The organism is Cryobacterium gelidum (assembly GCF_004403985.1).
GTDB classification, from domain to species: domain Bacteria; phylum Actinomycetota; class Actinomycetes; order Actinomycetales; family Microbacteriaceae; genus Cryobacterium; species Cryobacterium gelidum.
In genome coordinates this window covers 260,503-284,487 of the sequence record NZ_SOHL01000027.1, presented here as the reverse complement: position 1 = coordinate 284,487, position 23,985 = coordinate 260,503, and the positions used below count along the sequence as shown (strand labels likewise).

Annotated in this window: 28 protein-coding genes; 25 read left to right on the top strand and 3 right to left on the bottom strand. The window is 65.8% G+C overall.

Annotated features, from left to right (window positions below; all coding sequences use genetic code 11):
• Positions 1-45: 45 nt before the first annotated feature.
• From E3T50_RS14435 to E3T50_RS14380, 12 genes are all read left to right on the top strand, one after another.
• On the top strand, positions 46-387 hold the full coding sequence (locus tag E3T50_RS14435) for a flagellar basal body rod protein FlgB (RefSeq protein ID WP_134463184.1): 342 nt from the start codon (positions 46-48) through the stop codon (positions 385-387).
• Positions 384-773: a flagellar basal body rod protein FlgC gene (locus E3T50_RS14430; RefSeq protein WP_134552832.1), complete on the top strand. Its 390-nt coding sequence runs from the start codon at positions 384-386 to the stop codon at positions 771-773. The genes E3T50_RS14435 and E3T50_RS14430 overlap by 4 nt, the downstream gene beginning before the upstream one ends.
• A gap of 53 nt (positions 774-826) precedes the next feature.
• Positions 827-1,087: a flagellar hook-basal body complex protein FliE gene (fliE, locus tag E3T50_RS14425; protein ID WP_478213426.1), complete on the top strand. Its 261-nt coding sequence runs from the start codon at positions 827-829 to the stop codon at positions 1,085-1,087.
• The gene (gene fliF / locus E3T50_RS14420; protein ID WP_134463070.1) at positions 1,087-2,703 is read left to right on the top strand and encodes a flagellar basal-body MS-ring/collar protein FliF; all 1,617 of its coding nucleotides are present in this window, start codon (positions 1,087-1,089) and stop codon (positions 2,701-2,703) included. The genes fliE and fliF overlap by 1 nt, the downstream gene beginning before the upstream one ends.
• Complete coding sequence (fliG, locus tag E3T50_RS14415) at positions 2,700-3,716, top strand: flagellar motor switch protein FliG (protein ID WP_134552828.1); 1,017 nt, start codon at positions 2,700-2,702, stop codon at positions 3,714-3,716. Before fliF ends, fliG begins: the two co-directional genes overlap by 4 nt.
• Positions 3,706-4,323, top strand: coding sequence for a FliH/SctL family protein (locus E3T50_RS14410; protein ID WP_134463066.1), 618 nt, complete (start codon positions 3,706-3,708; stop codon positions 4,321-4,323). Before fliG ends, E3T50_RS14410 begins: the two co-directional genes overlap by 11 nt.
• Positions 4,320-5,657, top strand: coding sequence for a FliI/YscN family ATPase (locus tag E3T50_RS14405; RefSeq protein WP_420898733.1), 1,338 nt, complete (start codon positions 4,320-4,322; stop codon positions 5,655-5,657). The genes E3T50_RS14410 and E3T50_RS14405 overlap by 4 nt, the downstream gene beginning before the upstream one ends.
• Positions 5,654-6,148, top strand: a complete 495-nt coding sequence (locus E3T50_RS14400) for a flagellar FliJ family protein (protein WP_134552826.1) — start codon at positions 5,654-5,656, stop codon at positions 6,146-6,148. The genes E3T50_RS14405 and E3T50_RS14400 overlap by 4 nt, the downstream gene beginning before the upstream one ends.
• The gene (locus E3T50_RS14395) at positions 6,145-6,825 is read left to right on the top strand and encodes a C40 family peptidase (RefSeq protein WP_134552824.1); all 681 of its coding nucleotides are present in this window, start codon (positions 6,145-6,147) and stop codon (positions 6,823-6,825) included. The genes E3T50_RS14400 and E3T50_RS14395 overlap by 4 nt, the downstream gene beginning before the upstream one ends.
• The gene (locus E3T50_RS14390; protein ID WP_134552822.1) at positions 6,822-8,267 is read left to right on the top strand and encodes a flagellar hook-length control protein FliK; all 1,446 of its coding nucleotides are present in this window, start codon (positions 6,822-6,824) and stop codon (positions 8,265-8,267) included. Before E3T50_RS14395 ends, E3T50_RS14390 begins: the two co-directional genes overlap by 4 nt.
• Positions 8,268-8,280: 13 nt before the next feature.
• Positions 8,281-8,727 carry a flagellar hook capping FlgD N-terminal domain-containing protein gene (locus E3T50_RS14385; protein WP_134463058.1) on the top strand — a complete coding sequence of 149 codons (447 nt, stop codon included), beginning with the start codon at positions 8,281-8,283 and terminating at the stop codon, positions 8,725-8,727.
• A 64-nt stretch (positions 8,728-8,791) separates the two neighbouring features.
• Positions 8,792-9,961, top strand: coding sequence for a flagellar hook protein FlgE (locus E3T50_RS14380; protein WP_134552820.1), 1,170 nt, complete (start codon positions 8,792-8,794; stop codon positions 9,959-9,961).
• A 191-nt stretch (positions 9,962-10,152) separates the two neighbouring features.
• On the opposite strand, the gene E3T50_RS14375 is transcribed toward E3T50_RS14380, so the two are convergent.
• The gene (locus E3T50_RS14375; protein ID WP_134552818.1) at positions 10,153-11,220 is read right to left on the bottom strand and encodes a hypothetical protein; all 1,068 of its coding nucleotides are present in this window, start codon (positions 11,218-11,220) and stop codon (positions 10,153-10,155) included.
• Position 11,221: 1 nt separating this feature from the next.
• The gene (locus tag E3T50_RS14370; protein ID WP_134552816.1) at positions 11,222-12,904 is read right to left on the bottom strand and encodes a multicopper oxidase family protein; all 1,683 of its coding nucleotides are present in this window, start codon (positions 12,902-12,904) and stop codon (positions 11,222-11,224) included.
• A 198-nt stretch (positions 12,905-13,102) separates the two neighbouring features.
• Between E3T50_RS14370 and E3T50_RS14365 the strand changes: the two genes are divergently transcribed.
• The 13 genes from E3T50_RS14365 (at position 13,103) to csrA (ending at position 23,570) form a co-directional block, all read left to right on the top strand.
• Positions 13,103-13,336 (top strand): flagellar FlbD family protein, encoded by a 234-nt coding sequence (locus tag E3T50_RS14365; RefSeq protein ID WP_134552814.1) that lies wholly within the window; start codon positions 13,103-13,105, stop codon positions 13,334-13,336.
• A complete protein-coding gene (locus tag E3T50_RS14360) occupies positions 13,336-14,202 on the top strand; it encodes a motility protein A (protein WP_134552812.1) in 867 nt (288 codons plus the stop codon). Before E3T50_RS14365 ends, E3T50_RS14360 begins: the two co-directional genes overlap by 1 nt.
• Positions 14,199-15,056, top strand: coding sequence for an OmpA/MotB family protein (locus tag E3T50_RS14355; RefSeq protein ID WP_174844762.1), 858 nt, complete (start codon positions 14,199-14,201; stop codon positions 15,054-15,056). The genes E3T50_RS14360 and E3T50_RS14355 overlap by 4 nt, the downstream gene beginning before the upstream one ends.
• Before the next feature lie 62 nt (positions 15,057-15,118).
• Positions 15,119-16,030 (top strand): flagellar motor switch protein FliM, encoded by a 912-nt coding sequence (locus E3T50_RS14350; protein ID WP_174844761.1) that lies wholly within the window; start codon positions 15,119-15,121, stop codon positions 16,028-16,030.
• Positions 16,027-16,734 carry a flagellar motor switch protein FliN gene (gene fliN / locus E3T50_RS14345; RefSeq protein WP_134552810.1) on the top strand — a complete coding sequence of 236 codons (708 nt, stop codon included), beginning with the start codon at positions 16,027-16,029 and terminating at the stop codon, positions 16,732-16,734. Before E3T50_RS14350 ends, fliN begins: the two co-directional genes overlap by 4 nt.
• A complete protein-coding gene (gene fliO, locus E3T50_RS14340; RefSeq protein WP_134552808.1) occupies positions 16,735-17,196 on the top strand; it encodes a flagellar biosynthetic protein FliO in 462 nt (153 codons plus the stop codon).
• Complete coding sequence (gene fliP / locus E3T50_RS14335; RefSeq protein ID WP_241990940.1) at positions 17,193-18,053, top strand: flagellar type III secretion system pore protein FliP; 861 nt, start codon at positions 17,193-17,195, stop codon at positions 18,051-18,053. The genes fliO and fliP overlap by 4 nt, the downstream gene beginning before the upstream one ends.
• Positions 18,050-18,325: a flagellar biosynthesis protein FliQ gene (gene fliQ / locus E3T50_RS14330; RefSeq protein ID WP_134463042.1), complete on the top strand. Its 276-nt coding sequence runs from the start codon at positions 18,050-18,052 to the stop codon at positions 18,323-18,325. Before fliP ends, fliQ begins: the two co-directional genes overlap by 4 nt.
• 1 nt (position 18,326) lies before the next feature.
• Positions 18,327-19,085, top strand: coding sequence for a flagellar biosynthetic protein FliR (locus tag E3T50_RS14325; RefSeq protein ID WP_134552806.1), 759 nt, complete (start codon positions 18,327-18,329; stop codon positions 19,083-19,085).
• Positions 19,086-20,231 (top strand): EscU/YscU/HrcU family type III secretion system export apparatus switch protein, encoded by a 1,146-nt coding sequence (locus E3T50_RS14320; protein ID WP_134552804.1) that lies wholly within the window; start codon positions 19,086-19,088, stop codon positions 20,229-20,231.
• The gene (locus tag E3T50_RS14315) at positions 20,228-22,279 is read left to right on the top strand and encodes a flagellar biosynthesis protein FlhA (protein WP_134552802.1); all 2,052 of its coding nucleotides are present in this window, start codon (positions 20,228-20,230) and stop codon (positions 22,277-22,279) included. Before E3T50_RS14320 ends, E3T50_RS14315 begins: the two co-directional genes overlap by 4 nt.
• The gene (locus tag E3T50_RS14310; protein ID WP_134552801.1) at positions 22,254-23,264 is read left to right on the top strand and encodes a hypothetical protein; all 1,011 of its coding nucleotides are present in this window, start codon (positions 22,254-22,256) and stop codon (positions 23,262-23,264) included. The genes E3T50_RS14315 and E3T50_RS14310 overlap by 26 nt, the downstream gene beginning before the upstream one ends.
• Before the next feature lie 9 nt (positions 23,265-23,273).
• Complete coding sequence (gene csrA, locus E3T50_RS14305) at positions 23,274-23,570, top strand: carbon storage regulator CsrA (protein WP_134552799.1); 297 nt, start codon at positions 23,274-23,276, stop codon at positions 23,568-23,570.
• A 31-nt stretch (positions 23,571-23,601) separates the two neighbouring features.
• Here csrA and E3T50_RS14300 read toward each other — a convergent pair whose 3' ends face one another.
• Positions 23,602-23,979: an RNA-binding S4 domain-containing protein gene (locus E3T50_RS14300; RefSeq protein ID WP_134552797.1), complete on the bottom strand. Its 378-nt coding sequence runs from the start codon at positions 23,977-23,979 to the stop codon at positions 23,602-23,604.
• Between the last annotated feature and the right edge of the window lie 6 nt (positions 23,980-23,985).

Genomic DNA, 23,985 nt, shown 5'->3' with positions numbered 1-23,985 from the left:
GGCCACGGATCGGCCGTCTTGTCTTTGTCGACGAAGCGGGTACTCATGCTGGATTCCGTGACCTCCCTGGCCCTCACGAGCGCCCTGGACGGCCTCGCACTGCGCCAGCGCACCATCGCGAGCAACATCGCCAACATTAACACCCCCGACTACCACGCCAAGGTCGTCTCGTTCGAGAATGCCCTGGCCAAATCGGTGGCTGACGGCAACGGTGTTTCGGCCGCCACGACCGAGCGCTCACTCGAACCGACGCTGCTCAACGGCAACAACGTGAACCTCGACACCGAGACCCTCGCCAACATCGACGCTTTGCTGCGCTACCAGTTCGCGGCCAAGGCGGTCGAGGGCCCGGTCTCGTCGATTCGCGCCGCAATGAAGACCGCCTGATGGTCGACGCTATCGGCATCGCCGGCAATGGAATGACCCTGCACCGCAAGTGGCTCGACGCCATCGCCGACAACCTCGCCAACGCCAACACCGCCACAGCGACCGACAACGCCGTCTTTCAAGAACGTTACATCGTGGCGCAGGAAGGTGCCGGCAACGTCGGTGCCAGCGCGAGTGCGGCGTTCGGCAGGGCCGAGGGAACCCTCGTGTACGAGCCGGAGCATCCGCTGGCCGATGCCGATGGTTATGTGCGCTACCCCGAAATTGATATGGCCAAGCAGATGGGCAACCTCATCATGGCCCAACGTGGCTACCAGGCCAACGCCGCCGTCGTCGACCGGGCCAAGACCGCCTACGAAGCCGCACTACAGATCGGACGTGGCTGATGCCACTCAGCGCTATCAACGCAACAGCCGCCACGACCTCGCTCTCGGGTGTCATGGGCAGCTCGGCCACGACCGCCACGCAGCGCACCGACGGCTCCGGCTTCGGCACCGCTCTCTCGGGCGCCATCGACAACCTGCAGCAGCTGCAGGGAACCTCGAACGCCCTGGCTATTCAAGCCGTCACCGGTGACCTCAACGACATTCACACCGCCACGATCGCGTCTACCCGCGCGCAGGTCACCATGGAGCTCGTCGCCGCCATACGTAACAAGGGCGTCGACGCGTTCAACGAGATCATGAGGATGCAAGCCTGATGCCCCGGCAAGTCACCAGCGCCTTCAAGCGTTTCGGAAACGCTATTCGCGAGTTCACCATCGCCCAGCGTACGGTCGCCATCATCGGCGTCGCCGTGCTCGTGCTCGGCATCGCCGCGCTCAGCATGTGGGTCACCAAGCCGGCGTACACGCCCCTCTTCTCGGGTCTCAGCGGCGAAGACGCGAACAGCATTGTCGAACAGCTGCGCACCGACGGCGTGGACTACCAACTGGCCGACGGCGGCGCCACCATTCTGGTGCCCGAAGGGAACGTCTACGACGAACGCATCAAGGCCGCCTCCATCGGCCTGCCCACGTCGAGCACCGGGGGGTACTCCCTGCTCGACACCATGGGTGTCACCTCGAGCGAGTTTCAGCAGTCGGTCACCTACAAGCGCGCGCTCGAGGGCGAACTTGCCAAGACCATCGGCGCGCTCGACGGCGTCAAGATGGCCTCGGTACAGCTCGCGATTCCCGAAGACAGCGTGTTCGTGTCGGAGAAGAACGACCCGACGGCATCTGTTTTCGTTGAAACCCAAAACGGCGTTTCGCTCACCAACGACCAGGTGCAGGCGATCGTGCACCTAACCAGCGCCTCGATCGACGGAATGACCGCGGCCGACGTGGCCGTCGTCGACTCAACCGGCGCCGTACTCTCGGCCGTCGGCGTCGGCGCTACCGGAGGAGCCGATCAGCAGGCCTCCGACTATGAAACTCGTGTTCGCACCGCCGTGCAGGCCATGCTCGACAAGGTCGTCGGTGCCGGCAACGCCACCGTGGTCGTTGCCGCCGATATGAGCTATGAATCAGCCGAACGGGTGGAAGAGTCGTTCACCGCCCCGAACGAGACTCCGGCCCTCAACGAATCCGTCGATACCGAGACCTATTCGGGAACCGGGGGCAGCGCCGCCGGCGTACTCGGATCCAACACGGCCACCGTGGCCGACGGCACCACAGACGGTACGTTCTCGAGCGAGTCGACCACCCGCAACAACGCCGTCAATAAGGTGACCGAGAGCCGCACGATTCCGGCCGGAGCCATCACCCGGCAAACTGTCTCCGTTGCCGTCGACGCGGATGCCGCAGCCAAGCTCAATGTGGTCGACATCACCTCGCTCGTCACCTCGGCCGCCGGAATCGACGCGGTGCGCGGCGACGCAGTCACCGTGGAGGTCATGGCGTTTGACACCACGGGCGCTGCTGCTGCTGCCGCCGCGCTGCAGGCGGCAGCGGATGCCACAGCCGCCGAACGGTTCGCCGAGATTCTGCGGGTGGCGGTGATCACCGCCGGCATCGTCATCACGCTCATCGTCAGCCTCATTCTGTACGCGCGCCGCTCGCGTCGCCAGAGCCGGGAATCGGTTGAGATCGGCGATCTCACCGAAATGCAGACCGCGCTCGGTGGAGCGACGGCACCGCTGTCGGTCACCGCCTCACCCGCCGCCCTGTTCCTCAATCAGGGGAGCGACACCCCCACGCGGGTCCTTCCGACCGTGGCTTTCGTACCCAGTGACACCGACATCCGTCGCGCCGAGATCGACTCGCTCGCGCAGAGCGACCCACGCAGCACGGCCGAGTTACTCCGTGGCCTCATGGATGATCGGCAGCGCGCATGACTGAGACGCACACGCCGCTGACCGGCACCCAGAAGGTGGCCGTCGTGCTCATGAACATGGATCGCCAGCGTGCGACCGAGGTCATGAAACAGTTCAGCGACATCGAGGCTGAGGTCATTGCCAGCGAAATCGTCCAGCTGCGCAACGTCGATCCGGCACTCGCCGAGTCCACACTCAACGAGTTCCACGAAATCACCCAGAAGGGCCACCGGCTCTCCCGCGGCGGGCACGAATTTGCCGTCGGTCTTCTCGAAGCCTCCTTCGGTGCCGAGCGTGCGGCCGGCGTCATGAACCGGGTCGCCACGTCCATGGCCGGCAAGGCGTTCGAGTTTCTCGACCCCTCCGAGCCCGGCGATGTCCGTAATCTGCTCGACGGCGAAATGCCTCAGACCATTGCGTTGGTCTTGGCACACCTACGGCGCGATCAGGCATCCGCTGTGCTGTCGGGAATGGAGCCCGGGCTGCGCACCGACGTCGCCCAGTGCATCGCCACCATGTCGAGCGCGACCCCCGAGGCCATTCGCGTGGTTACCGACACGCTGAAACTACGCACCGGAAAAATCGTCGCGCGGGAAAGTATCGAGGTCATTGGGGGCGTTCAGCCGCTCATCGACATCATCAACCGAGCAGACGCCGCCACCGAGCGCGCCCTGCTGGAGGGCCTCGCCCAGCGCGATCCAAGCCTCGCCGAAGAGATTCGATCCCGCATGCTGACCTTCGTCGACATCGTCAAGCTCGAGAGCCGTGACGTGCAGCAGGTGCTGCGGGGCATCGACACCAGCGTTCTGGCCATGGCAATGAAGGGCACCTCCGCCGCCGTCGCCGAAGTTATTCGGGCGAACCTCTCCGAGCGCAACCGCGACGTGCTCGACGACGAGACCAAGAGCCTCGGGCCAGTGCGCGTGAGCCAGGTCGAAGACGCCCGCGCCGAAATCGTGCGCGCCATTCGCGACATGGAAGCGCAGGGCAGTATCACGGTGAAGCGCGGTGCTGAGGACGAATATGTCAACTGACACCGGTTTCGGCCGCATGACTTTTCCGCGTCTACGCGATGAGGAACAGGATCGCGCCGCCGCGCAGTCGCGCGCCGCTGGGCACGTGGCCGGCTACACCGAGGGGCTGCGCCTGGCGACAGCGGATGTCGCCGGGCGCGCCGACGAGATCAACGCCGAGCACGCCGAGAATGAACGCTCCGGTCAAGCACAGATCGACCACGCGGTGAGCTTGCTCGCCGCCGCGGCTCGCGCCCTAGACGAACGCAGCATTCCGCTGATCCAGCAGGCGGAGTCGACCCTCGTGCAAACGTCTCTCGAGCTGGCGGAGGCCATTCTGGGTTCTGAACTCAGCCGCACCGAGCCGTCGGCCCGCCGCGCCCTGGAACGCGCCCTGCATCAGCCAGACCAGCTGGACCGCAACGAGATCCACACCATTCGTATGCACCCGGACGACCTCGTCGTCTTGGGCGCGCAGACGCGGGCGCTGGAGAGCATCCGCTTTGTCGCGGATGCCCGATTGCAGCGCGGCGACGCGATCGCCGAGTTCAGCGATGGTTTTCTGGATGCCCGCATCGGCACGGCGTTCGAGCGCGCGAAGGCCGCCCTCGACGAGGTCGACGCGTGATCACTGCCTGGCGCCCGCGTGCCACGCACCTCGTGCGGGCGATCGCGGCCGGCCGCCCCGAGCGGGTCGGAATCGTGTCGTCCATCGTCGGTCTCGGCGTGGAGGTGCGCGGTCTGCGCGCGGCGATCGGTGACATTGTCACGCTCGGCGTCGGATCGGGCGACGCGGGCATCGATGCGGAGGTCGTCGCCACGACCCAGAGCGGCATTCGGTGCATGCCGTTGGGCCGCATCACCGGTTTGCAGGCCGGCGCCCGCGTGCGGTCGGCCGGCTCGCCCCTGCTCGTGCCCACCGGCCGTGGTCTGTTCGGACGCGTCATCGACGGTCTCGGCCGCCCGATCGACGGCAAGGGCCCGCTCGACTCCGACGGTTTTGTCTCGCTGGAACACGACAGCCCTTCGGCCATGCACCGGGCGCGCATCACCACTCCGCTACACCTCGGCGTGCGTGTTCTCGACACGCTCACGACGGTCGGTCGCGGCCAGCGCATGGGACTGTTCGCCGGTTCCGGCGTGGGAAAGTCGTCATTGCTGTCGATGATTGCCCGCGGAACGGATGCCCAGGTGTCGGTCATCGCGCTGGTGGGGGAGCGCGGGCGTGAGGTTCGCGAGTTTCTCGAAGACGATCTGGGCCCGGAAGGACTGGCCCGCTCCATCGTCGTGGTTTCCACCTCGGACGAACCCGCCATGATGCGGCTGCGCGCCGCATTCACCGCGACCCGCATCGCCGAATCGTTTCGCGATCGGGGCGCCGACGTCATGCTCATGATGGACTCGCTCACCCGCGTGGCCATGGCCCAGCGCGAAATCGGCCTCTCGGTCGGCGAACCGCCGGCTACCCGCGGCTATCCGCCCTCGACGTTCTCGGTGCTCGCCCGACTGCTGGAACGCGCCGGAACCGGTGAGACCGGTTCGATCACCGGAATGTACACGGTGCTTGTCGACGGTGACGACCACAACGAGCCCATCGCCGACGCGGCCCGGTCCATTCTCGACGGGCACGTCGTGCTCGACCGCAAACTCGCCATCACCGGCCACTTTCCGTCGGTCGATGTGCTCGCCTCCATCTCGCGGGTGGCCTCCCGAGTGAACAGCGCGGAGCGTACGGCGATTGCGACAGCCCTGCGCAAGGTCATGGCGGCCCGTCAGGGCGCGCAGGATCTTCTCGACGTCGGGGCCTACCGTGCCGGCACGAACCCGCTGGTCGATGCCGCCGTCGAGAACAATTCGGCCATCACGGCATTTCTGCAGCAGCGGATGAACGACCAGACTCCCAGTGAGCAGGCCTGGGCCCAGCTCACCCGGCTGACCCGCACGTTCGGGACTGTCGCATGAGCCGCCTCTTTCCCCTTGCCGGGCTGCTGCGACTGCGCAAACTGCAGCAGGATCAGGCTGCCCTCGACCTCGCCGAAGCGAACACCCGGGTAGCGGCGTTGGAGGCCCGCCATGGGCGCGCCCGCACCGCCCTCGGCGCCCTCGGCCACTCCCCGCAGACCACCGCCGCCCTCAACGCCATGGCCGCGGCGCGGTCGTCGTCGCGCAGCATGCTCGCCGAGCTTGAAGCCGTCGGCAGCAACCACCGGGAGAGCCTGAAGTCGGCACAGTCCACCTACAACGCGGCGAGAGCCGAGTCGGTCGCGCTCGAAAAGCTGCACGAACGGCACACCGCTGCCCTGCTGGCTCAAGATCTGCACGCCCAGCAGACCGTGCTCGACGAAATCGCGGGGGCCCGCTGGCACCGCAGCCGCACCGCCACGAACGACACGGCCACGAACGACACCGCTACGAACAGCACCGCCACGATGAATGAGCGGGAGACGCTATGACGATGATCGCGGCCATGGGCCGAATCAGCCAGATCCAGTCGACGCTGCAGCAGCTCTCCAACGTGTCGACCGACCGGGTCGCCACGACGGCAGCCGCGACGCCCGCTGCGGCATCCGCTTCTGCTGGCAGCTTTGCGGCCACCCTCGCGGCGGCGCTCGGAACTGCTGGCACCGCCGGAGCGAGCGCCACCAGCACCAGAGCCACCGGCTCGACCAACGGCACGGCCGGCGCCGACGTTGTCGCCTCTGCACGAAAATACCTCGGCGTGCCCTACGTCTTCGGCGGTGAGGATTCCAGCGGAATGGACTGTTCCGGACTCGTGCAGACCGTGTATGCCGATATCGGAATAGAACTGCCGCGCCTCGTGTCGGGGCAGATGAAGATGGGCACCGAGGTGGCATCGCTGGCCGAAGCCCAGCCCGGTGACCTCATCGTCACCGGCGGCGGCGACCATATCCTTATCTACGCCGGCGACAACAAGGTCATCCACGCACCGTACCCCGGACGCACCGTCACCCTGCGGGATGCCTATATGACGGATGCCGACATCACCACCATCCGCCGCATCATTCCGACCGACACCGCTGCCACGGGTACCGGCTCCGCCAACATGCTCAGCGCCGCCTTCACCGCTTTCGCCCACCAGAACCCGCCAGTCACGGGAGGCGCACTATGACTCTCACCCTCGGTCAGTTTCGGCCAGCCACTGCCGCGGCTCCCGCCGTTGCGTCGGTCGCACGCGACACAAGTCCGGGCTCGGCTTCGCCGAGCGCCGACACATTTGGGTCGATCATGGAAGACACGCTCGTCGAGCAGGCTGCCGGGTCGTCGGTCACCGCTTCGTCGAAGGAGCGGAAGACCGACCGCGCGCGGGATTGCGCCCCGGAGTCGACCTCAACCGGTCTCCCGGAGGCTGCGGCTGATTCCGCCCCCGCCGATCCCGCGATACCAACACTGTCTCCCGCGTCGTTTTCGGCGGCTCTCACCTGGACCAACGCCGCCGGCGTTGCTGCAGAACCGGCGCAGGCCGCCAGCGCGGCGGTCGCGGTTGGCAGCACTGCGTCTGGCAGCACCGCGTCTGGCAGCACTGCGTCTGGCAGCACTGCGTCCGAAATTACTGCGTCTGGCAGCACTGCTGAAACCGTGCCCGTTGACGTTGAGATCCTCGACGGGAGCGCAGGGGACGCCACACCGGCCCCTGCTGCTGCTACTGCTGCGGAGGCGCCCGTCGGTGATGACAGCATCGGGGCGCAGACGGACACCGCGTTCCTCAACGTCGCCGCCCTAGCCACGGGCGTTGCCGGTCGAGCCACAGCAGCCCGAGGTCGCTCCGACGAGGCGGCGACCGGTGCGACGACGGCTCCAGGGGCCGCAGCGACACTGTCCACCAGAGCGGATGCCGCCGTGCTGCCAGCTCACGCATCATCGGCTGTCCCAGCGGCAATACCGCCGGCAAGCGCGAGTATGCTCGCTAGCGGGTCGACGGGCGCTGTGCTCGGATCCGTGCTCAGATCTGTGTCCGGCTCTGCGCCCGATTCTGCGCCTGACTCGCTGCGACTGGCCGGTACAAGCACCGCCGCCGCCACACCAGCGGCACCGGTCGCACCCGCCCTGCCACCCACGCTGCCACCCGCCGTGCCACCCACGCTGCCGACGGCCGCGACCGCCCCGGTAGCCGCACCGGCACCGGCCGCGACAGTACCGCTCACCACGCAGATTATGAAGCCGCTGTTCTCGCTTACCAGCGCTGCTCCCGGCGAGCACGTGCTGACCATCAGCGTGACGCCCGACAACCTCGGGCCGGTCACCGTGCGGGCGCACGTGAGCGGAGAGGGCATTCGGGTGGAGCTGTTCGCTCCCACCGACCTGGCCCGCGAGGCCCTGCGCGTGATTCTGCCCGACCTTCGCCGTGACCTCGCCGGATCGGGGCTGAGCGCACAGCTCGATCTGTCGTCGGACAGCCAGGCGCGCGATCCCGGTGCCGCCCGCCAGCCGCGGGCCGAGACTGACGGCCGTAATCCCGACGGTCGGAGTCCAAACGGTCGAGCAGCGGATACTCCGCAGGAGATCCGAACGCCCCGATTCGGGTCCACCCACACCATCGACGTACTGGCTTAGAAGGAGAATAACCGTGACAATCGACGCCCTGGCGGCCAATGCCGCCGCTCCGACCGGAATGTACTCGTCCACGACCACGACGCGCACCCCCAATCAGTCCATGGACTCGGAGGTGTTCATGTCGTTGCTCGTGACGCAGTTGCAGAACCAGGATCCCAGCTCGCCGATGGATACCAACGAGATGATCGCTCAGACCACCCAGCTCGCCATGATGGAGAAACTCGCGCAAATGGCTACCGCGAGCGAGGAGGGCTTCTCCCTGCAGATGCGCACCTCCGCGGCTGCACTGGTAGGGGAAACGGTCACCTTCACCAATGCTGATGGTGCCGAGATAACCGGGCTGGCTTCATCGGTCTCCTTTGCCGGTCCCGTGCCCATGGTCACCGTCAATGGGGAAGCCGTCGCCCTCGATGTCATCTCCGGCGTGACGAGAACCACGGTGGCGACCACCGCGGCCTGATCCGCGGTTGCGCCACCCCACCATTTTCACCGCACACTTCATTTTTTTTGAAAGGCAGAATCTTATGCTTCGTTCTCTCTACTCAGGCATCTCCGGCCTTCGTTCACACCAGACCATGCTCGACGTGACCGGCAACAACATCGCCAACGTCAACACGACGGCCTTCAAGGCCTCCGCCGCCCAATTCCAGGACACCCTCTCGCAGCTGACCCAGGCTGCCGGCGGCGCCACCCCCACCGCGGGCGGTACCAACCCGGCTCAGGTCGGCCTCGGCGTGCAGGTCGCCGGAATCTCCACGAACTTCGCGCAGGGCTCCTCCCAGGCGACCGGCAAGACCACCGACCTCATGATCAACGGCGACGGCTTCTTCGTCACATCCCTCGGCGGCGAGACCCTCTACACCCGTGCTGGCTCCTTCAACTTCGACTCGGCCGGCCGCCTGGTCTCGCCCGACGGCGCCATCGTGCAGGGCTGGGGCGCGAACAACGGCGTCGTCACCGACGGCGGAGCCACCGGCAACATCACCCTGCCGGTGGGCGCCATCGTGCCGGCCTCAGCCTCGACCGCCGCGACCTTCACCGGCAACCTGCCGTCGGACGCCGCGGCCGATACCACGCTCGTGCGCACCATCGACGTCTACGACGAGCTGGGCAACTCTCGCACGATTTCGCTCACGTTCACCCGCACCAACACCGGTTGGACGGCGGCAGACACTGCCGGCACCGCGAGCATTACCCTCACGGCGAATGGAACCACAGGAACCTTCACCCCTTCGGGCAAGCTTGTAGTCGATCGCATCGCCATGAACTTCGACGACCTCAGGGGCTTCTCCGGCCAGACCACCGTTGCCGGTGCTACCGACGACGGCAACGAGGCGGGCACGCTCAACAGCTACACGCTCGGCGCCGACGGCACCCTCGTCGGCCTGTTCAGCAACGGCCAACAGCAGGCCATCGGCCGTATCGCCCTCGCGACCTTCGTCAACCCCGGCGGGCTCGAGAAGGCCGGATCCTCCGCCTACCGAGCCACCTTCAACTCCGGCGGCGCCGAACTCGGCACCGCGGGCGCGGCCGGCCTCGGCTCGCTCACGAGCGGGGCGCTGGAGATGTCGAACGTCGACCTCTCGCAGGAATTCACCAACCTCATCGTCGCCCAGCGCGGCTTCCAGGCCAACGCCCGCATCATCACGACGTCCGACGAGGTCCTGCAGGAGCTCACCAACCTCAAGCGGTAGTCATTCGCACGACTTGATTGTCTTTTTTCACTTCACGCAAGTCGTCTGGCCCTGGCATATGCCGGGGCCAGAGTTGTTGCAGCAGGATCAGGACCAAGCCGAATGTGGACCTCCCGGCGTGTCCAACAGTATTCGTCCGTCAGCGATGCGCGGGACCAACTGTCGGCACCCCGTGGACGGCTTGCACGGTGCTAGTCGTCGTTACCGCCACTGCCACTGCTGTCGTCGTTGCCGGAGCTGCCGTTGCCGGAGTCATTCTTGCCGGAGTCGTCCTGACTGCCGCGGCCACTGTTCTCGCCGGTATCGGAGCCGGAATCAGTCCCGGGGTCGGAGTTGCCGTTATCGTCGACCGTGCCGTTTGCGCCGGAGCCGGAGTTGTCGTCCGCTCGTCGTCCGTCGCTGTCATCGGGAGCGTCGTTGACGTCGTCACCGCCGTTGCCTGATTCGACGTGGCCGTCGCCGGGCGTGGCATCGTGGTTATGGTCCGAATCCGATTCGGTGGCTGCGGGCGCGGGTGCTGGCTCGTTTGCCATGTCCACACCGACCCCGGCGGTGGTGCGGGGGGAAACGGTGACCGCGGCCACCTCGGTATGCGCGGCGCGTGCGATGCCGTACTGAACCGACTGTATGAGCTCGTCGCTGAGGAGCGGACCGGTGTAGGTCACGTCGAGTTCACCGGTGCGGAGGGTGGTGGCGTAGTTGCCGAGCGCGTCCGACAGGATGCCTTCCCGGCCGATGGACTCCTCCAGTACGTCAGGGCTGGTCGCCCGAACCGCGAACCGGAGATCGTGTACCAGGACCTCGGCGACATGATAGTGGTCCACCCCGGGAACGGCCGGGTCTTGGAAGTACGCACGATTGACCAGGTCTCCGGCTTCGGCAACGGTACCCCCCATCGGCATGGCTACGATCAGCTCCGGCACCAGGTGCTCGAGCGAGGCGGGGTCGAGCACGTCGGGAGAGATGTCGGACAGGGTTAGCTGGCTCTGGTTCGCCGCGTTATCGAGCACCGTGCGGAGCGCGGCGAGATCAGCGTCGGGAGTCGAGTGGATTGCGATCACCACCCTGCGTCGCACCATCAGCCCGTCGTAGGAAACAATAGGCCGGTCGTTGCCCGCATCCGTCCCCGTCTCAGCGGAGACGCTCAATTTTGCTGGAATGGGATCAAGAGCGGTTGTCGGAGGCGCCGACACGGCGGTGCATCCGCTCAGCGCGACCGTGATGAGTACCGCCGTGAGCATCCTTCTGATGGTGTTCATCTCAGGTTCCCGCCGCAAACCCGGGTCGATACACCGGCGGATACGAGCCCATCGGCGTGGTGTCCACGACCGGATAGTCGGAGCTGACCGGGTCGTTGTTTCGCCAGTCGCCGACCGAGAACTGCACCATCATGTCGTGATCTTCGTGCACCAGGTTGTGGCAGTGCACCATGTACCGCCCGCCGGTGTGGGCACCGGTGTTGAACTGCATCAGCATGGTGATGGACTCGTTCTCTCCCGCGTAGAAGACGTCTTTCGGCCCACCCTCCCAGGGGAACGGCTTGCCGCCGTTGGTGTTTCGGGCGATGATCTTGGCGTCTATCAGGTGAATGTGCACCGGGTGGAACCAACCGCCGGACTCGTTCGTGATGGTCCACTGCTCGACGGAGTACGGTTGCGGGCTGCCGAAGCACCGGGAAAACCCGGAGGCCGCCACATCCTCCCAGGTCTCCCCGTTGATGGTCCACTCGCCGCCCTCGCGCTGCACTCGAAGTATCCGCTTCGCCACCGCCATCTCCGGGGTCAGCTTCATCACGTCGAGGCCGCCGCGCTCGGGGTTTGCCGAGCCGCCGTCGTCCAGGGTCGTGGGGATGGCGGAGATCGACCCGGCCGTGGAGCCGGAGTCGGCCACCACCTCGAACCGCATGATCTTGTTCGTGTTGGCGTAGCTGACGTTGTTCTTGTTGCTCAGGTTGCGCATCTCGATCATCTGGCCGACCCTGTACTTGCGAAAGTCGATCAGGATCTCGTAACGCTCTGCCGTGCCCTGCCGCCAGGACTGCACCGCCTCCACCTTGGGCGTCATGCCGCCGTCGGTGCCGACGACGTAGAAGGGGTCACCGGTGGACAGGGTGGGTCGATAGGAGCGTGTGATCGAGGCCACGAGCACTCGAAAGCGGTAGATGCGCGGCTTGACCTTCATTGTCGGCCACGGCACCCCGTTGACCATGATCACGTCGCCCCACAGACCCGCGTGGCCGTTGTCGTTGAACCCCAGAGAGCCGTCGGCGTTGAACATTGCGTCCGAGATCATCAGCGGCACGTCGAACTCGCCCTGCGGCAGTTGCGCCTGCTCGTACCGGTCCGACATCGGGTAGAAACCCGCGAGTCCTGAATACACGTTCTGGCTCGTGACTAAGTGGTTGTGGTCGTGGTACCAGAGCGTGCGCGCGGACTGCCAGTTGGGGTACTGGTAATTCTTGACTTTGCCCGGAGCCGTGAAGTCATTGGCGTACCCGTCGTACTGGGGCAACGACGCCGAGCCGTGCATGTGGGTGACGGTGTTGAACGCCGCCGGGTGCAGAAGCCCCGCTGCCGGCAAAGCGTTGCGGATGCGCACCTCGGAACGGGTGCCCTGCCGCACCCGAATGGTGGGGCCGGGAAAGATACCGTTGTACCCCGCCAGGGTGGTGGAGAGCCCCGGAAGGATCTGGGCCTGCCCTATTTTCTCGGTGAGGGCGAATTTGGCGAATGGCCGCGCCGGGTCGCCATCGTCGAACCCCGTGGCGTACGGCACCAGTTCGGGCGGGCGGCGGAATACGCCCGCGTACGGGACCGGCATGTTCGCGGGCGCCAGCAGGCTGGGGGTGGGGACCGGGTCCGACATCCTGGCCATGCCGAGGGCGCTCATCGCGCCGACGGCGCCCACAGCGCCCAACTGCAGTATTTCCCTACGTGTTGTCATAATCACTCCAGAGCGGTGCGTTGAGATGAGTTCATGGCACAGCGTGGCCTGACGGCCTTATGGAAACCTTGTGCGCGGAGGTGCTGTTCCGTGCGGGCTCGGGGCGAACTGGCCCGGCGCCCTAGCTAACATGAGCGGCGCGGCGGCCGACAGTGCAGCGTGACGTCTCCCTCGAGCCGTTCGAGACAGGATGAGCAGATGATCGTACTTACGCGGCTGAACGACAGTCACTTTGCGATTAATCCTGATCTGATCGAACGCATCCACGCCAACCCCGACACCACCCTGGTCATGGTTGACGGCGCCAACTTCATCGTCACCGAGTCCATGGACGATGTCATCGAGAAGATCGCGAGCTATCGGGCCCACGTCATCGCGCTCGCCTATGATCCGAGCGCCGGTGCCCTGCCGCGAGGCCCCAGGAAGCTCTAGTGGATCCCGCAACCCTGATCGGCCTGGTGCTCGCCTTCGGCGCGCTCGTGGCCATGATCACCCTCGAGCATTCCTCCGTCATGTCTATCCTGCTGCCGGCGCCCATGATTTTGGTCTTCGGCGCGACCATCGCGGTCGGCCTCGCTGGCGGCACGATCAAGGACTTCACGTCTGCCTTCAAGGCACTACCCGGAGCGTTCCTCGGCAAGACTACGCCGCCGCAGTCCGTCATCGACCAGGTTGTCGGTCTGGCCGAAACTGCTCGCAGCGCCGGACTCCTCGCACTCGACCAGGAGTCCGACAAGGTGGCCGACCCGTTCCTGCGCGGCGCGCTGCAGAACATCGCCGACGGCACCGACGGAGATGAACTGAGGATGCTCCTCGAGGACGAGATCGCGACAAAGACTCGATCGAATCGCAATGCGGCCAAATTCTTCACCGGCCTCGGCGGGTACGCCCCGACGGTTGGCATCATCGGCACGGTCGTGTCATTGACCCACGTTCTCGAGAACCTGGATACGCCCGCGACACTGGGACCGATGATCGCGGCCGCCTTCGTCGCGACTCTCTGGGGCCTGCTCTCGGCCAACTTCATCTGGCTGCCGCTCGGCTCACGCCTGCGCCGCCTGGCCGACCTCGAGGCCGACCGGATGACCCTCGTCATGGAAGGCGCCCTCGCCGTGCAGGCTGGCAGCCAGCCGCGACTCCTCGGGGAACGCCTGCGCGCCATGGTCCCCGCTGAGCTGTTACCGAAAACGGGTGCCAAAGGCAATCAAAGCGCAGCGGATGCCGCCGGTTCCACCGGCAAGTCCAAGGCCAACGGCAAAGGTAAGGGTAAGGACAAAGACCTTCCCGCAGCAGCATGAGTGTGCGCGCCAGGCGCCGCAAGATGGTCGACGAGGAGGACGTTCACCCCGACGAACGGTGGATGGCCTCCTACATGGACATGGTCACCGTGCTGATGTGTATGTTCATCGTGCTGTTCGCCATGTCGACCGTCGATCAGGACAAGTACGATCAGCTCGCCAACTCTCTGGCCACCGGTTTCGGAGCGGTGGATGCGGGCAAGGTCGATACCGCCGAGGGTGTCGTTGTGCCGGCTGACCTCGTCGACACCAAGGGCGAATCGCCTACCGAGGTCACTCACTCGGCCGACACACTCGATCCGGCCGACACCGCGGCGCAGGCGATGGAGCACACACAAGCGGCTGCTCAGGAGGTCGCGAAGCTCGATCAGATCAAGACCGCCGTCGTCGCCAGCCTGACCGCAGCGGGAGTGGCCGACCTGGTGGAATTTCACATCACTGACCGTGGCCTGACTCTCGGGCTGGTCGGAAGCGAAACGTTCTTCGCACCGGACAGCGCCCAGCTGACGGCGGCCGCGACCGCGGTTCTCGAAGCCGCGGCGCCGGCGCTCGTAGCCACGGGGCTAAGAATCTCGGTCGAGGGGCACGCCGACAAACACGGCCAGTCGCAGGCCTTCCCCACCGACTGGGAACTGTCGGCGAGTCGGGCAACCCAGGTCTTGCGTCGCCTGGTCGAGCAGGGCGGTGTCGCCGGCGAAGTGATCTCCGCGGTCGCTTTCGGATCGGCCCAGCCGGCGAACAGCGGGTCCACGATCGACGACATGGCACAGAACCGCCGGGTCGACATCGTGCTGCTGTCGGATCAGCCGGACAGCGTGCGGGCGCTCATTCCCGGCGTGGTGGCGGAGAACTGACATAAGCGCATCCGTTGGCAAAGGCTTCTAACATTGCGGCCACCCCGGCCGATAGTGCCAACGTGACAGTCCAGGATCAGGTCGACAGCAGTGCGCCCGTTAAAGCGGCGAGGAACATTGAGCTGTACGATTTTCGGCGTCCCACCACCCTGGCTCGGGAACACGCGCGCGTTCTGGAATTGGCCTTTGAGACTTTTGCGCGGCAGTGGGGCACCCAGCTGACTGCACGCGTGCGCGTGCTCTGCATGGTGACCTGCGAGCAGGTACTCATGGCCACCTACGACGAGTACGCGGGTTCCCTGCCACCGAAAACCGCCATGGTGTTGTGCACGGTCGCCGGCCTGGAAGCCCGCGCGGTCATTCAGTTTCCGACCACATCGGCGCTCACCTGGGTGAACCATATGCTCGGTGGCAGCAGCAGCAGCCCGGTTCCCGCCGAACGCAACTTCACCCAAATCGAGCTGGCCCTGATTCGCAAGCTCATCGCTGAGAGCCTCGAAGACCTGCGCTATTCCTTCGGCCCGTTGATCGTCGACGAAATGGGTGTGGAGGCGATCCAGTACAACTCGCAGTTCGCGCAGGCGGCCGCGACCGGCGACCTGATGGTGGTCGCGACCTTCGCCATTCGGGTGGAGAAGGTCACCGCCACGGCGACGGTGGCGATTCCCGCCACGGCCCTCATGCCGCAACTCGGCGAAGCGAACCCCACGAGCACCACGTCGAACGCCGCCGAATTTCTGCAGGCCCAGATCGCCGCCGTGCCGGTGGACCTGTCGCTGCGACTCCAGACGGCGCGCGTGCTCCCCAGCCGCATTCTGTCGCTGGCCGTCGGCGACGTTCTGCACATTCCGCATCCCCAGCATCGTCCGCTCAGTCTGACCGTCGACGGCCAGTCGCTGGCCCGCGCGGCCGTCGGGACCAACGGTTCCCGGCTGGCCTGCATCGTCATTGATACCGAGGAGACAGCTCAATGATTTCTACCCGATCCATTCCCGAAGTCGCCGTCGACGCACTCATTCGCGTGTTGCCCACGACGGTGCCGCTGCAGGCGATGCCGCACCCCGGCAGCGCGGAGCTGACGTCGCGCCTCGGTTCGGTCGTGGTGGCCTCGTTTGTGGGCACGACATCCGCAGACCTGGCCGTGGTGCTCAGCGACTCCGCCTCGCTCGACGCCGCGGCCGGTGCCAACACCAGGCTCGTCTCCAGCCAGGACGTTCTGCGTCCGGCCCTGGAGAGCGCCTCCGGCGTGCTCGGAATCGGCGTGCTCGGCGACTCCCGGGTCGAAGACGCCTCGGCGCTGTTCGCTGCCGAAGACACCGAGGTTTTCGAACTGAGTGCGGGCGGGGTCGTGACCGGCTGGTTTGCCATTCGCGTGCGCCGAAACGGGCTCGTCGGCGGACCAGGCTCGACGCCAGACCGCACCGCCATGGGCAACCTTGGGCGCATCAGCAACGTCGAAATGTCCTTGACGGTCGAGATCGGGCGCACGCGCATGTCCGTGCGCGATGTCTTGTCGCTCAATCCGGGTGCCGTCATCGAACTGGATCGCTCCGCCGGAGCACCGGCCGATATCCTCCTCAACGGCCGTCTGATCGCGCACGGCGAAATCGTCGTCGTCGACCAGGACTACGCCGTGCGCATCACCCAGATTCTCGATGTCAAGGATGGCCTGTCGTAAGTGGACACCCTCATTGTTGCGGCGCGTGTCGTCCTGTCGCTGGGCGTGGTTCTCGCACTGCTCTGGTACCTGCAGCGACGCCTGTCGCGGGGGGCACGCGCGTTGGGTGTCGCCAACCCGGTGACCGTCGTGGGCCGTCAGCCCATCGGGCAGAAGGCATCCGTTGTCGTCATCGAGGTCGAGGGCACGCGCCTCGTTCTCGGCGTGACCGAACAGGCCGTGACCGTGCTGCACGAGAAACCCTTCACGCCCGCAACACCGACGACCCTCGACGCCGCCATTTCGGTGTTGGGCGGGCCGGAATCGGCGCGGGCGGCGCAGTTCGCACGTTCCCTTGCCGCCGCTGAAGCGGATGACCCGGCTCGCGTTGCGCAGCCCGCCCCCTCCGCTTCACTTGCCGGGTCGATCCTATCGCCGTCGACGTGGCGCCAGACCGCCGCACTACTTCGGCAGGGCCGGTGAACACCGCACCATACCGGATTGTCTCCCGGGCCTCGTCCGCCCGCATCGGCCTGCTGATCGTGCTCATCGTGGTGATCACGACGATTCTGCTCTGGCTGGGGGCGACGGCCGGTCATGCCATGCCGATCGACCCGACTAATCCGACTAATCCGACCGATCCGACCGATCCGACCGACTCCGGCGGCGGTGGACTGAGCATCGACATAAACGGCCCCGACGGGGCGCCCTCCTCGGCGATCGTCACCCTGCTCGGTATTACCCTGCTGTCGGTCGCGCCGGCGCTGCTGCTCATGATGACGAGCTTCACCAAGATCTTCGTGGTGCTCGCAATGACCCGCAACGCCCTGGCGCTGCCGTCCATCCCGCCGAACCAGGTACTCGCCGGCCTCGCTCTGTTTCTGTCGTTGTTCATCATGGCGCCCGTGCTGACCGATATCAACAGCGTGGCCCTGCAGCCCTACCTTGACGGTTCCCTGAACTTTACGGATGCGCTCAACCTGGGTTCGGAGCCGCTGCGGCAATTCATGCTCGCCAACACGCGCGGCGAAGACCTTGCCCTGATGACACGGGCCGCCGACCAGCCGAACCCTGACAACCCCGATGACGTCACCCTGCTGACGCTCATTCCCGCTTTCATGATCTCCGAACTGCGCGCCGCCTTCATCATCGGGTTCGTCATCTTCATCCCGTTCCTGGTCATCGACATCGTCGTCTCCGCGGCGCTGATGTCGATGGGCATGATGATGCTGCCGCCGGTCATGATCTCCCTGCCGTTCAAGATTCTGCTCTTCGTTCTCGTCGACGGCTGGGGACTCATCATCACGAGCCTCATCGGCAGTTATCAGATGGCCACATGAACACCAATGCGGTGCTGGATATCGGTCTGCAGGCGCTCATTCTCGCCGCCAAACTGTCGGCCCCTGTACTCATCACCGCTCTCGTGGTGGGCTTCGCCATCTCGCTGATGCAATCGATCACCCAGATTCAAGAAGTCACGCTGTCGTTTGTGCCCAAGGCCGTCGCCGTGTCCCTCGCATTGCTGATTTGCGGCCACTGGATGATCGCCGAGTCGGTCGCGTTCACCAACGAGTTGTTCGAAAAGATCCCCGCGCTGCTCGGCGGAGGCTGACGTGGAGTTCAACCTCAATTTCGCCTGGATCGAAGCGGTCATGCTCGCCGGTGTGCGTATGGTCGCTTTTCTGGTCATCGCGCCGCCGTTCTCCTATCGCGCATTCCCCGCACGGATCAAAGCCATGCTCGCCATCGGACTGGCCCTGGCTGTGTCGCCGCGGGTCACCGCCGACTACGTCTCCCAGGACACCGCCGGCTTCGTCGGCGCCCTGATTCTGGAGATTCTGGTCGGTGCCACCCTGGGCTTTTTGGTTTTTCTGGTCTTCGCCGCCGTGCAGTCGGCCGGTGGGCTCATCGACATGTTCAGCGGATTCCAGATGGCGCAGGGCTTCGACCCCCAGTCCATGATCAACGGCGCACAGTTCACCCGACTGTTCCACATGACCGCGCTCGCGTTGATGTTCGCCTCTGGCGCCTACCAACTGGTGCTCGGCGGCCTGTTTCGCAGCTACACCGCCATTCCACTGGGCTCGGGCCTGGACCTCGCCGCGCCAGCGCAGGCCATGATCGCCGCCACGACCCAGATGTTTCTCGCCGCCGTGCAGATCGCCGGCCCCCTGCTTGTGGTGCTCTTTTTAGCGGATGCCGGCCTTGGCCTGCTCACACGGGTCGCCCCCGCGCTCAACGCGTTCGCCCTCGGCTTTCCGCTCAAGATCCTTATCACGCTGATCCTCGCAGCGACGGTCTTCGTGGCCCTGCCGCGCATCGTGTCCTCTCTCACCGGGCAGGCCCTCGACGCCCTCATGGGGGTGAGGTAGTTGTCCGAAACCGACTCCGGCGAGAAGACCGAACCAGCCACCGAGAAACGCATGAAGCGGGTGCGCGAAAAGGGCGAGCTGTCCAAATCACAGGATGTCACGGCGTGGCTCGGCGTGGGCGCTGCCGGTCTCATGCTGCCGGCCACCATCGCGGCGGGCGGCGCTGCGGGAACCGACCAGATGTACCGCATCGGCACCCTCGCCAACAATCCGGATCCGAGCGTCGCTGTCGAAGCCCTCGGCAACGCCCTGTCCTCGCTGGCCGATATTCTGACGCCGTTCTTTGTCGTGGTGCTCATCGTCGTGCTGGGTGGAGCGGCGCTGCAGGGCGGCATCCACTTCAAGAAGTTCACCGGCAAGTACGAGCAGTTCAATCTCGTCACGGGCATGAAACGTGTGTTCGGCACACAGGCGCTGTGGGAGGGCGTGAAAGTGCTCGCCAAGACCGCCGCTGTGGGGGTGGTGCTGTACTGGGTGATTCAGGGACTGATGCCGGTGCTATTGACCGCCGGGGGACTGCCGGTATCTGAGCTGCTCAGCGCCGCTGGCAGCGGAACGGCCGCGCTTCTCCAAGCGGCCGTCGCGGCCGGCCTCGTTCTCGCCGCCGCCGACATCTTCGTCATCATGAAACGCAATCGCAAGAAGACCTTGATGACGAAGAAAGAGGTCAAAGACGAGAACAAAGCATCGGAGGGCGACCCTCTGATCAAATCGCAGCGTCGCTCCCGCCAGCTGATGATGAGCCGCAATCGCATGATCACCTCGGTCGCTGATGCCAACGTCGTGCTGGTCAACCCCACCCACGTGGCCGTGGCTCTCAAATACGAACCGGGCAAGTCGGCTCCGCGCGTGGTCGCCAAGGGGGTCGGCCATATCGCCGCCCGCATTCGCGTGCAGGCCGAGACCGATCGGGTGCCGATCGTGCAGGACGTGCCGCTCGCGCGGGCCCTGCATGCGGTCTGTGAGATCGGCGACGAGATTCCGACCGAACTGTACAACGCGGTCGCCCGGGTGCTCGCCTTCGTCATGGCCCTGCAGAAGCGAGGGAGTACGGCGGGAACCCACACCATGAGCGCCCTCACCGCCCCATCATCATCATCATCATCACCATCACCATCACCGCAGACTGCCGGAGGCCGTTCATGAATCGCAATCTCATCAAGCTTGCCGTTCCGGTGGGCGTGGTCGGCATCATCCTGCTGCTCGTCGTACCGATTCCGGCCGGCCTGCTCGACATCCTGATCATTTTGAACATCATGCTGGGGCTGGTCACCCTGCTCACGACGATGTTCGTGAAGAAACCGCTCGACTTCTCGGTTTTTCCATCATTGCTGCTCGTTGCGACCCTGTTCCGTCTCGGCCTCAACGTTGCTTCCACCCGCCTGGTACTCGGCGACGGCTATGCCGGCCAGGTGATCGAAGCCTTCGGGCACGTTGCCGTCGGCGGCTCCATCATTATCGGCGCGGTCATCTTTCTGATTCTCGTCGTCATTCAGTTTGTCGTCGTCACCAAGGGCGCCGAGCGAGTGGCCGAGGTCGGCGCCCGGTTCACCCTCGACGCTATGCCCGGCAAGCAGATGGCCATCGACGCCGACCTCAACGCCGGCCTGATCACCGACACCGAGGCCAAGGATCGTCGGGCAGAAGTGTCCGCCGAAGCGGACTTCTACGGTGCCATGGACGGCGCCTCCAAGTTCGTCAAGGGTGATGCTATCGCCGGGCTCGTCATCATCGTGATCAACCTCATCGGCGGCATCGCCATCGGCATGCTGCAGCGCGGCATGGAGGTTGGTGAGGCGATCAATACCTACGCCCTGCTGACCATCGGCGATGGCCTCGTCACCCAGATTCCGGCCCTGCTCATGGCCGTCTCCACCGGCATGATCGTCACCCGTTCGAATGCGGAGACCGATATCGGGTCGACGGCATCCACTCAGCTGACGCAGTCGAGGAACGCCCTGACCATTGCCGGAGCCGCCGCTGTGCTGATGGCACTCATTCCGGGCATGCCGGTGCTGCCGTTCCTCATCGTTGGTATGGCGCTCATGCTGATCGCCCAGCGCATCAAGGCCGGCGAGGTCACCAAACAGGCGAGCATCGAGGCTACCATGGCCTCGGAGAAGAGCGCCCCCAAGACCGATACGACCGAAGACCTGATCGAGCAGATGCGCGTGCATGCCCTGGAGATCATGCTCTCGCCCGACCTCGTCGACCTCGTCTCCGGCGCCTCCGATGACCTGCTCGCCCGGGTGCGCGGTCTGCGTCGTAAAGTCGCGATGGATCTGGGTGTGGTCGTGCCACCGGTGCGCACCCGCGACAGCGTCGACCTGCCGTCGTCGACCTACGTCATTCGTATCGCTGGCGTCGAATACGGGCGCGGCCTGGCACCGGCCGGCAAGGTGCTCGCCCTCGGTGACGCCCTCGATACCCTGCCCGGGCAGGTCACGATCGAGCCGGTGTTCGGCCTGGCCGGTAAATGGGTGCCGAGTGAGATGCGGCACAGCGCCGAGATGACCGGCGCGACCGTGATCGACCGGGTCTCGGTCGTGGTGACCCACCTCTCGTCGATCATCACCACGAACGCGGCGCGTCTGCTCACCCGGGAAGACGTGCGGGTGCTCACGGAGGGTGTCAAGCAGGTCAATCCCTCGGCCGTCGACGATCTGATTCCCGGCCTGCTCTCTCTCGCCGAGGTGCAACGCGTGCTGCAGGGGCTGCTGGTCGAGCAGATTCCGATCAACGATCTGCCGCGCATCTACGAGGCGCTCTCCCTGCGGGCCAAGGCATCGAATGACCCGGAGGGGCTAGTTGAAACCGCGCGCCAGGCCCTCGGCCCGGCGCTGACCGCGCAGTATCTCGACGGCACTGTGCTGCGAGTCATCATGATCGAACCCACCCTCGAGCAGTCCATGCTCGAAGGGTTGCGCCCCTCCGATCAGGGCACACAGATCTTAATGGATCCGGCCCGCATCGAAGTCGTGCTCGGCTCCGTGCGCACTTCCGTAGCCAAGGTCGAGGCCAGTGGCCAGACAGCGGTGCTGGTCTGTGCCCCGGCGCTTCGCCCGGCGATCCGGCGCCTCATCTCCACCCAGACCGGCGGCCTGCCGGTATTGTCGTACCAGGAAGTAACGTCGGCGAATGTGACCATTGAGACAGTAGGTGTGGTCCGTGGAGCCGAAACGATTTCTGCTTAAGGGTCCCACGCTGCGGGAACTGCAGGAACGCGTCGTTGCCGAGCACGGCGCAAACGCCACCATCATCGCGGCCGAGCGGGTCACCGTCGGCGGCATCCGCGGCTTCTTTGCGCGCGAGCACTTTGAGATCACGGTCGAGGTCGTCGAACTTGCGCAGCGCAAGAAGTCGGCGCACGCCGGCCTCGATATCTCGGCGCGGCTGGGCATCGCAGCGCTGCTCGACGACGCCGACGAGGCCGAATCCCGGCTCTACTCGACCCAGTCCTCCCCGCAGGTATCCACGGCCTCCGACGGGTTCGCCCAGCTCATGGACGAACTCACCTTCGCTACCGGCCAGCTTGTCGTTTCACAAGCGGCGCCCGGCCCGGACGTCGCCTCAACTGCGGTGCCGGCTGTGTTGCCGGTTGCGGCACCGGCTGCGATACCGGCTCCGCCGACGTTGGCCCGACCGCCCGTACCGGCTCCGCTGACGCGGCCGGGAGACCTGGTCTTGATCGTCGGGCTCGCGGACGACCCGCTCACGATCGCCCGCCTCATGCTGCGTGTGGCCGGTGCGGGGGAGCTCCGCATCTCCGGCACACTCCTGCACGACCGGATCGAGCGTGTCGACCACCGGCGAAGCGCCGTGTCGGCACGAGCTAACGGTGTGGAGATGGGACACAGCACGTTCATCGCCTGTGGGATCGAACCCGCCTCCGATGCTGTCGCTCGTGCGGCGACGCTCACCGCGATCGGTGCTGACCAGGTCTGGGTGGTCGTCGACGCCAGCCGGAAAACCGAGGACACCATCCGCTGGGTCAACATGGTCGTCAGCAGCGTTCAGGTGCACGCGGTCGCCGCGCTCGGCCGCCGGTTCACAACCTCACCGGCCACGGTCGACGACCTCGGGCTGCCGGTGCAATGGATGGACGGGCGGGTGGCCGCTGCACCGACCGGCCGCCGCGCGGCCCTGCCGTATTCCCGACCCGGCGACGGCGAACGGTAGGCTGGAAAGATGCTCGTTCTGACACGCAAACCGGGGGAAAAGATCCTCATCGGTGACGATATCGTCATCACCGTGCTCGACGCCCGCGGCGACAGTGTGCGCATCGGAATCGACGCACCACGCGGCGTCAAGATTCAGCGTGACGAAGTCGTGCGCGCTGTCAGCGAGGCGAACCTCGCCGCGAGCCAAATCGACACCGACGCCGAGGAGCGCATCAAACGGTCGCTCGGAGTGCTTGCCGCGTTGCAATCAGGCCAGGCCCAGCCTCAGACACCTCCGCTGCCGAACCCGCCCGCGGAGGGCTGAACCGCCTCAACGAGCGCAGTCGCAGCAGCCGTCACTCGTTGACGTGCCCGCGCAGCTCGTCGATCTCCCGGCGTTCACGTTTGGTCGGCCGCCCGGCGCCGCGGTCGCGCATGGGCACCAGGGCTACCTCTTCGCGCGGCGGCGGCGGCGGAGTGGTGTCGACGTAGCATTCGGCAGCGACGACCGCCCCGACCCGCTTGACCACGAGGCGCGACACGATCAGCACCCGGTCGAAGCCGTCCGAGCGCACGCGCACCTCATCACCAATGTGCAGGGCCTGCGCCGCCTTGGCCTTGTCCCCGTTCACTTTCACGTGGCCGGCGCGGCAGGCGGTCGTGGCCATCGACCGGGTCTTGAACAGGCGCACGCTCCAGCTCCAACTGTCGACGCGGGCAGACGTAAGCTCCATCTTGTT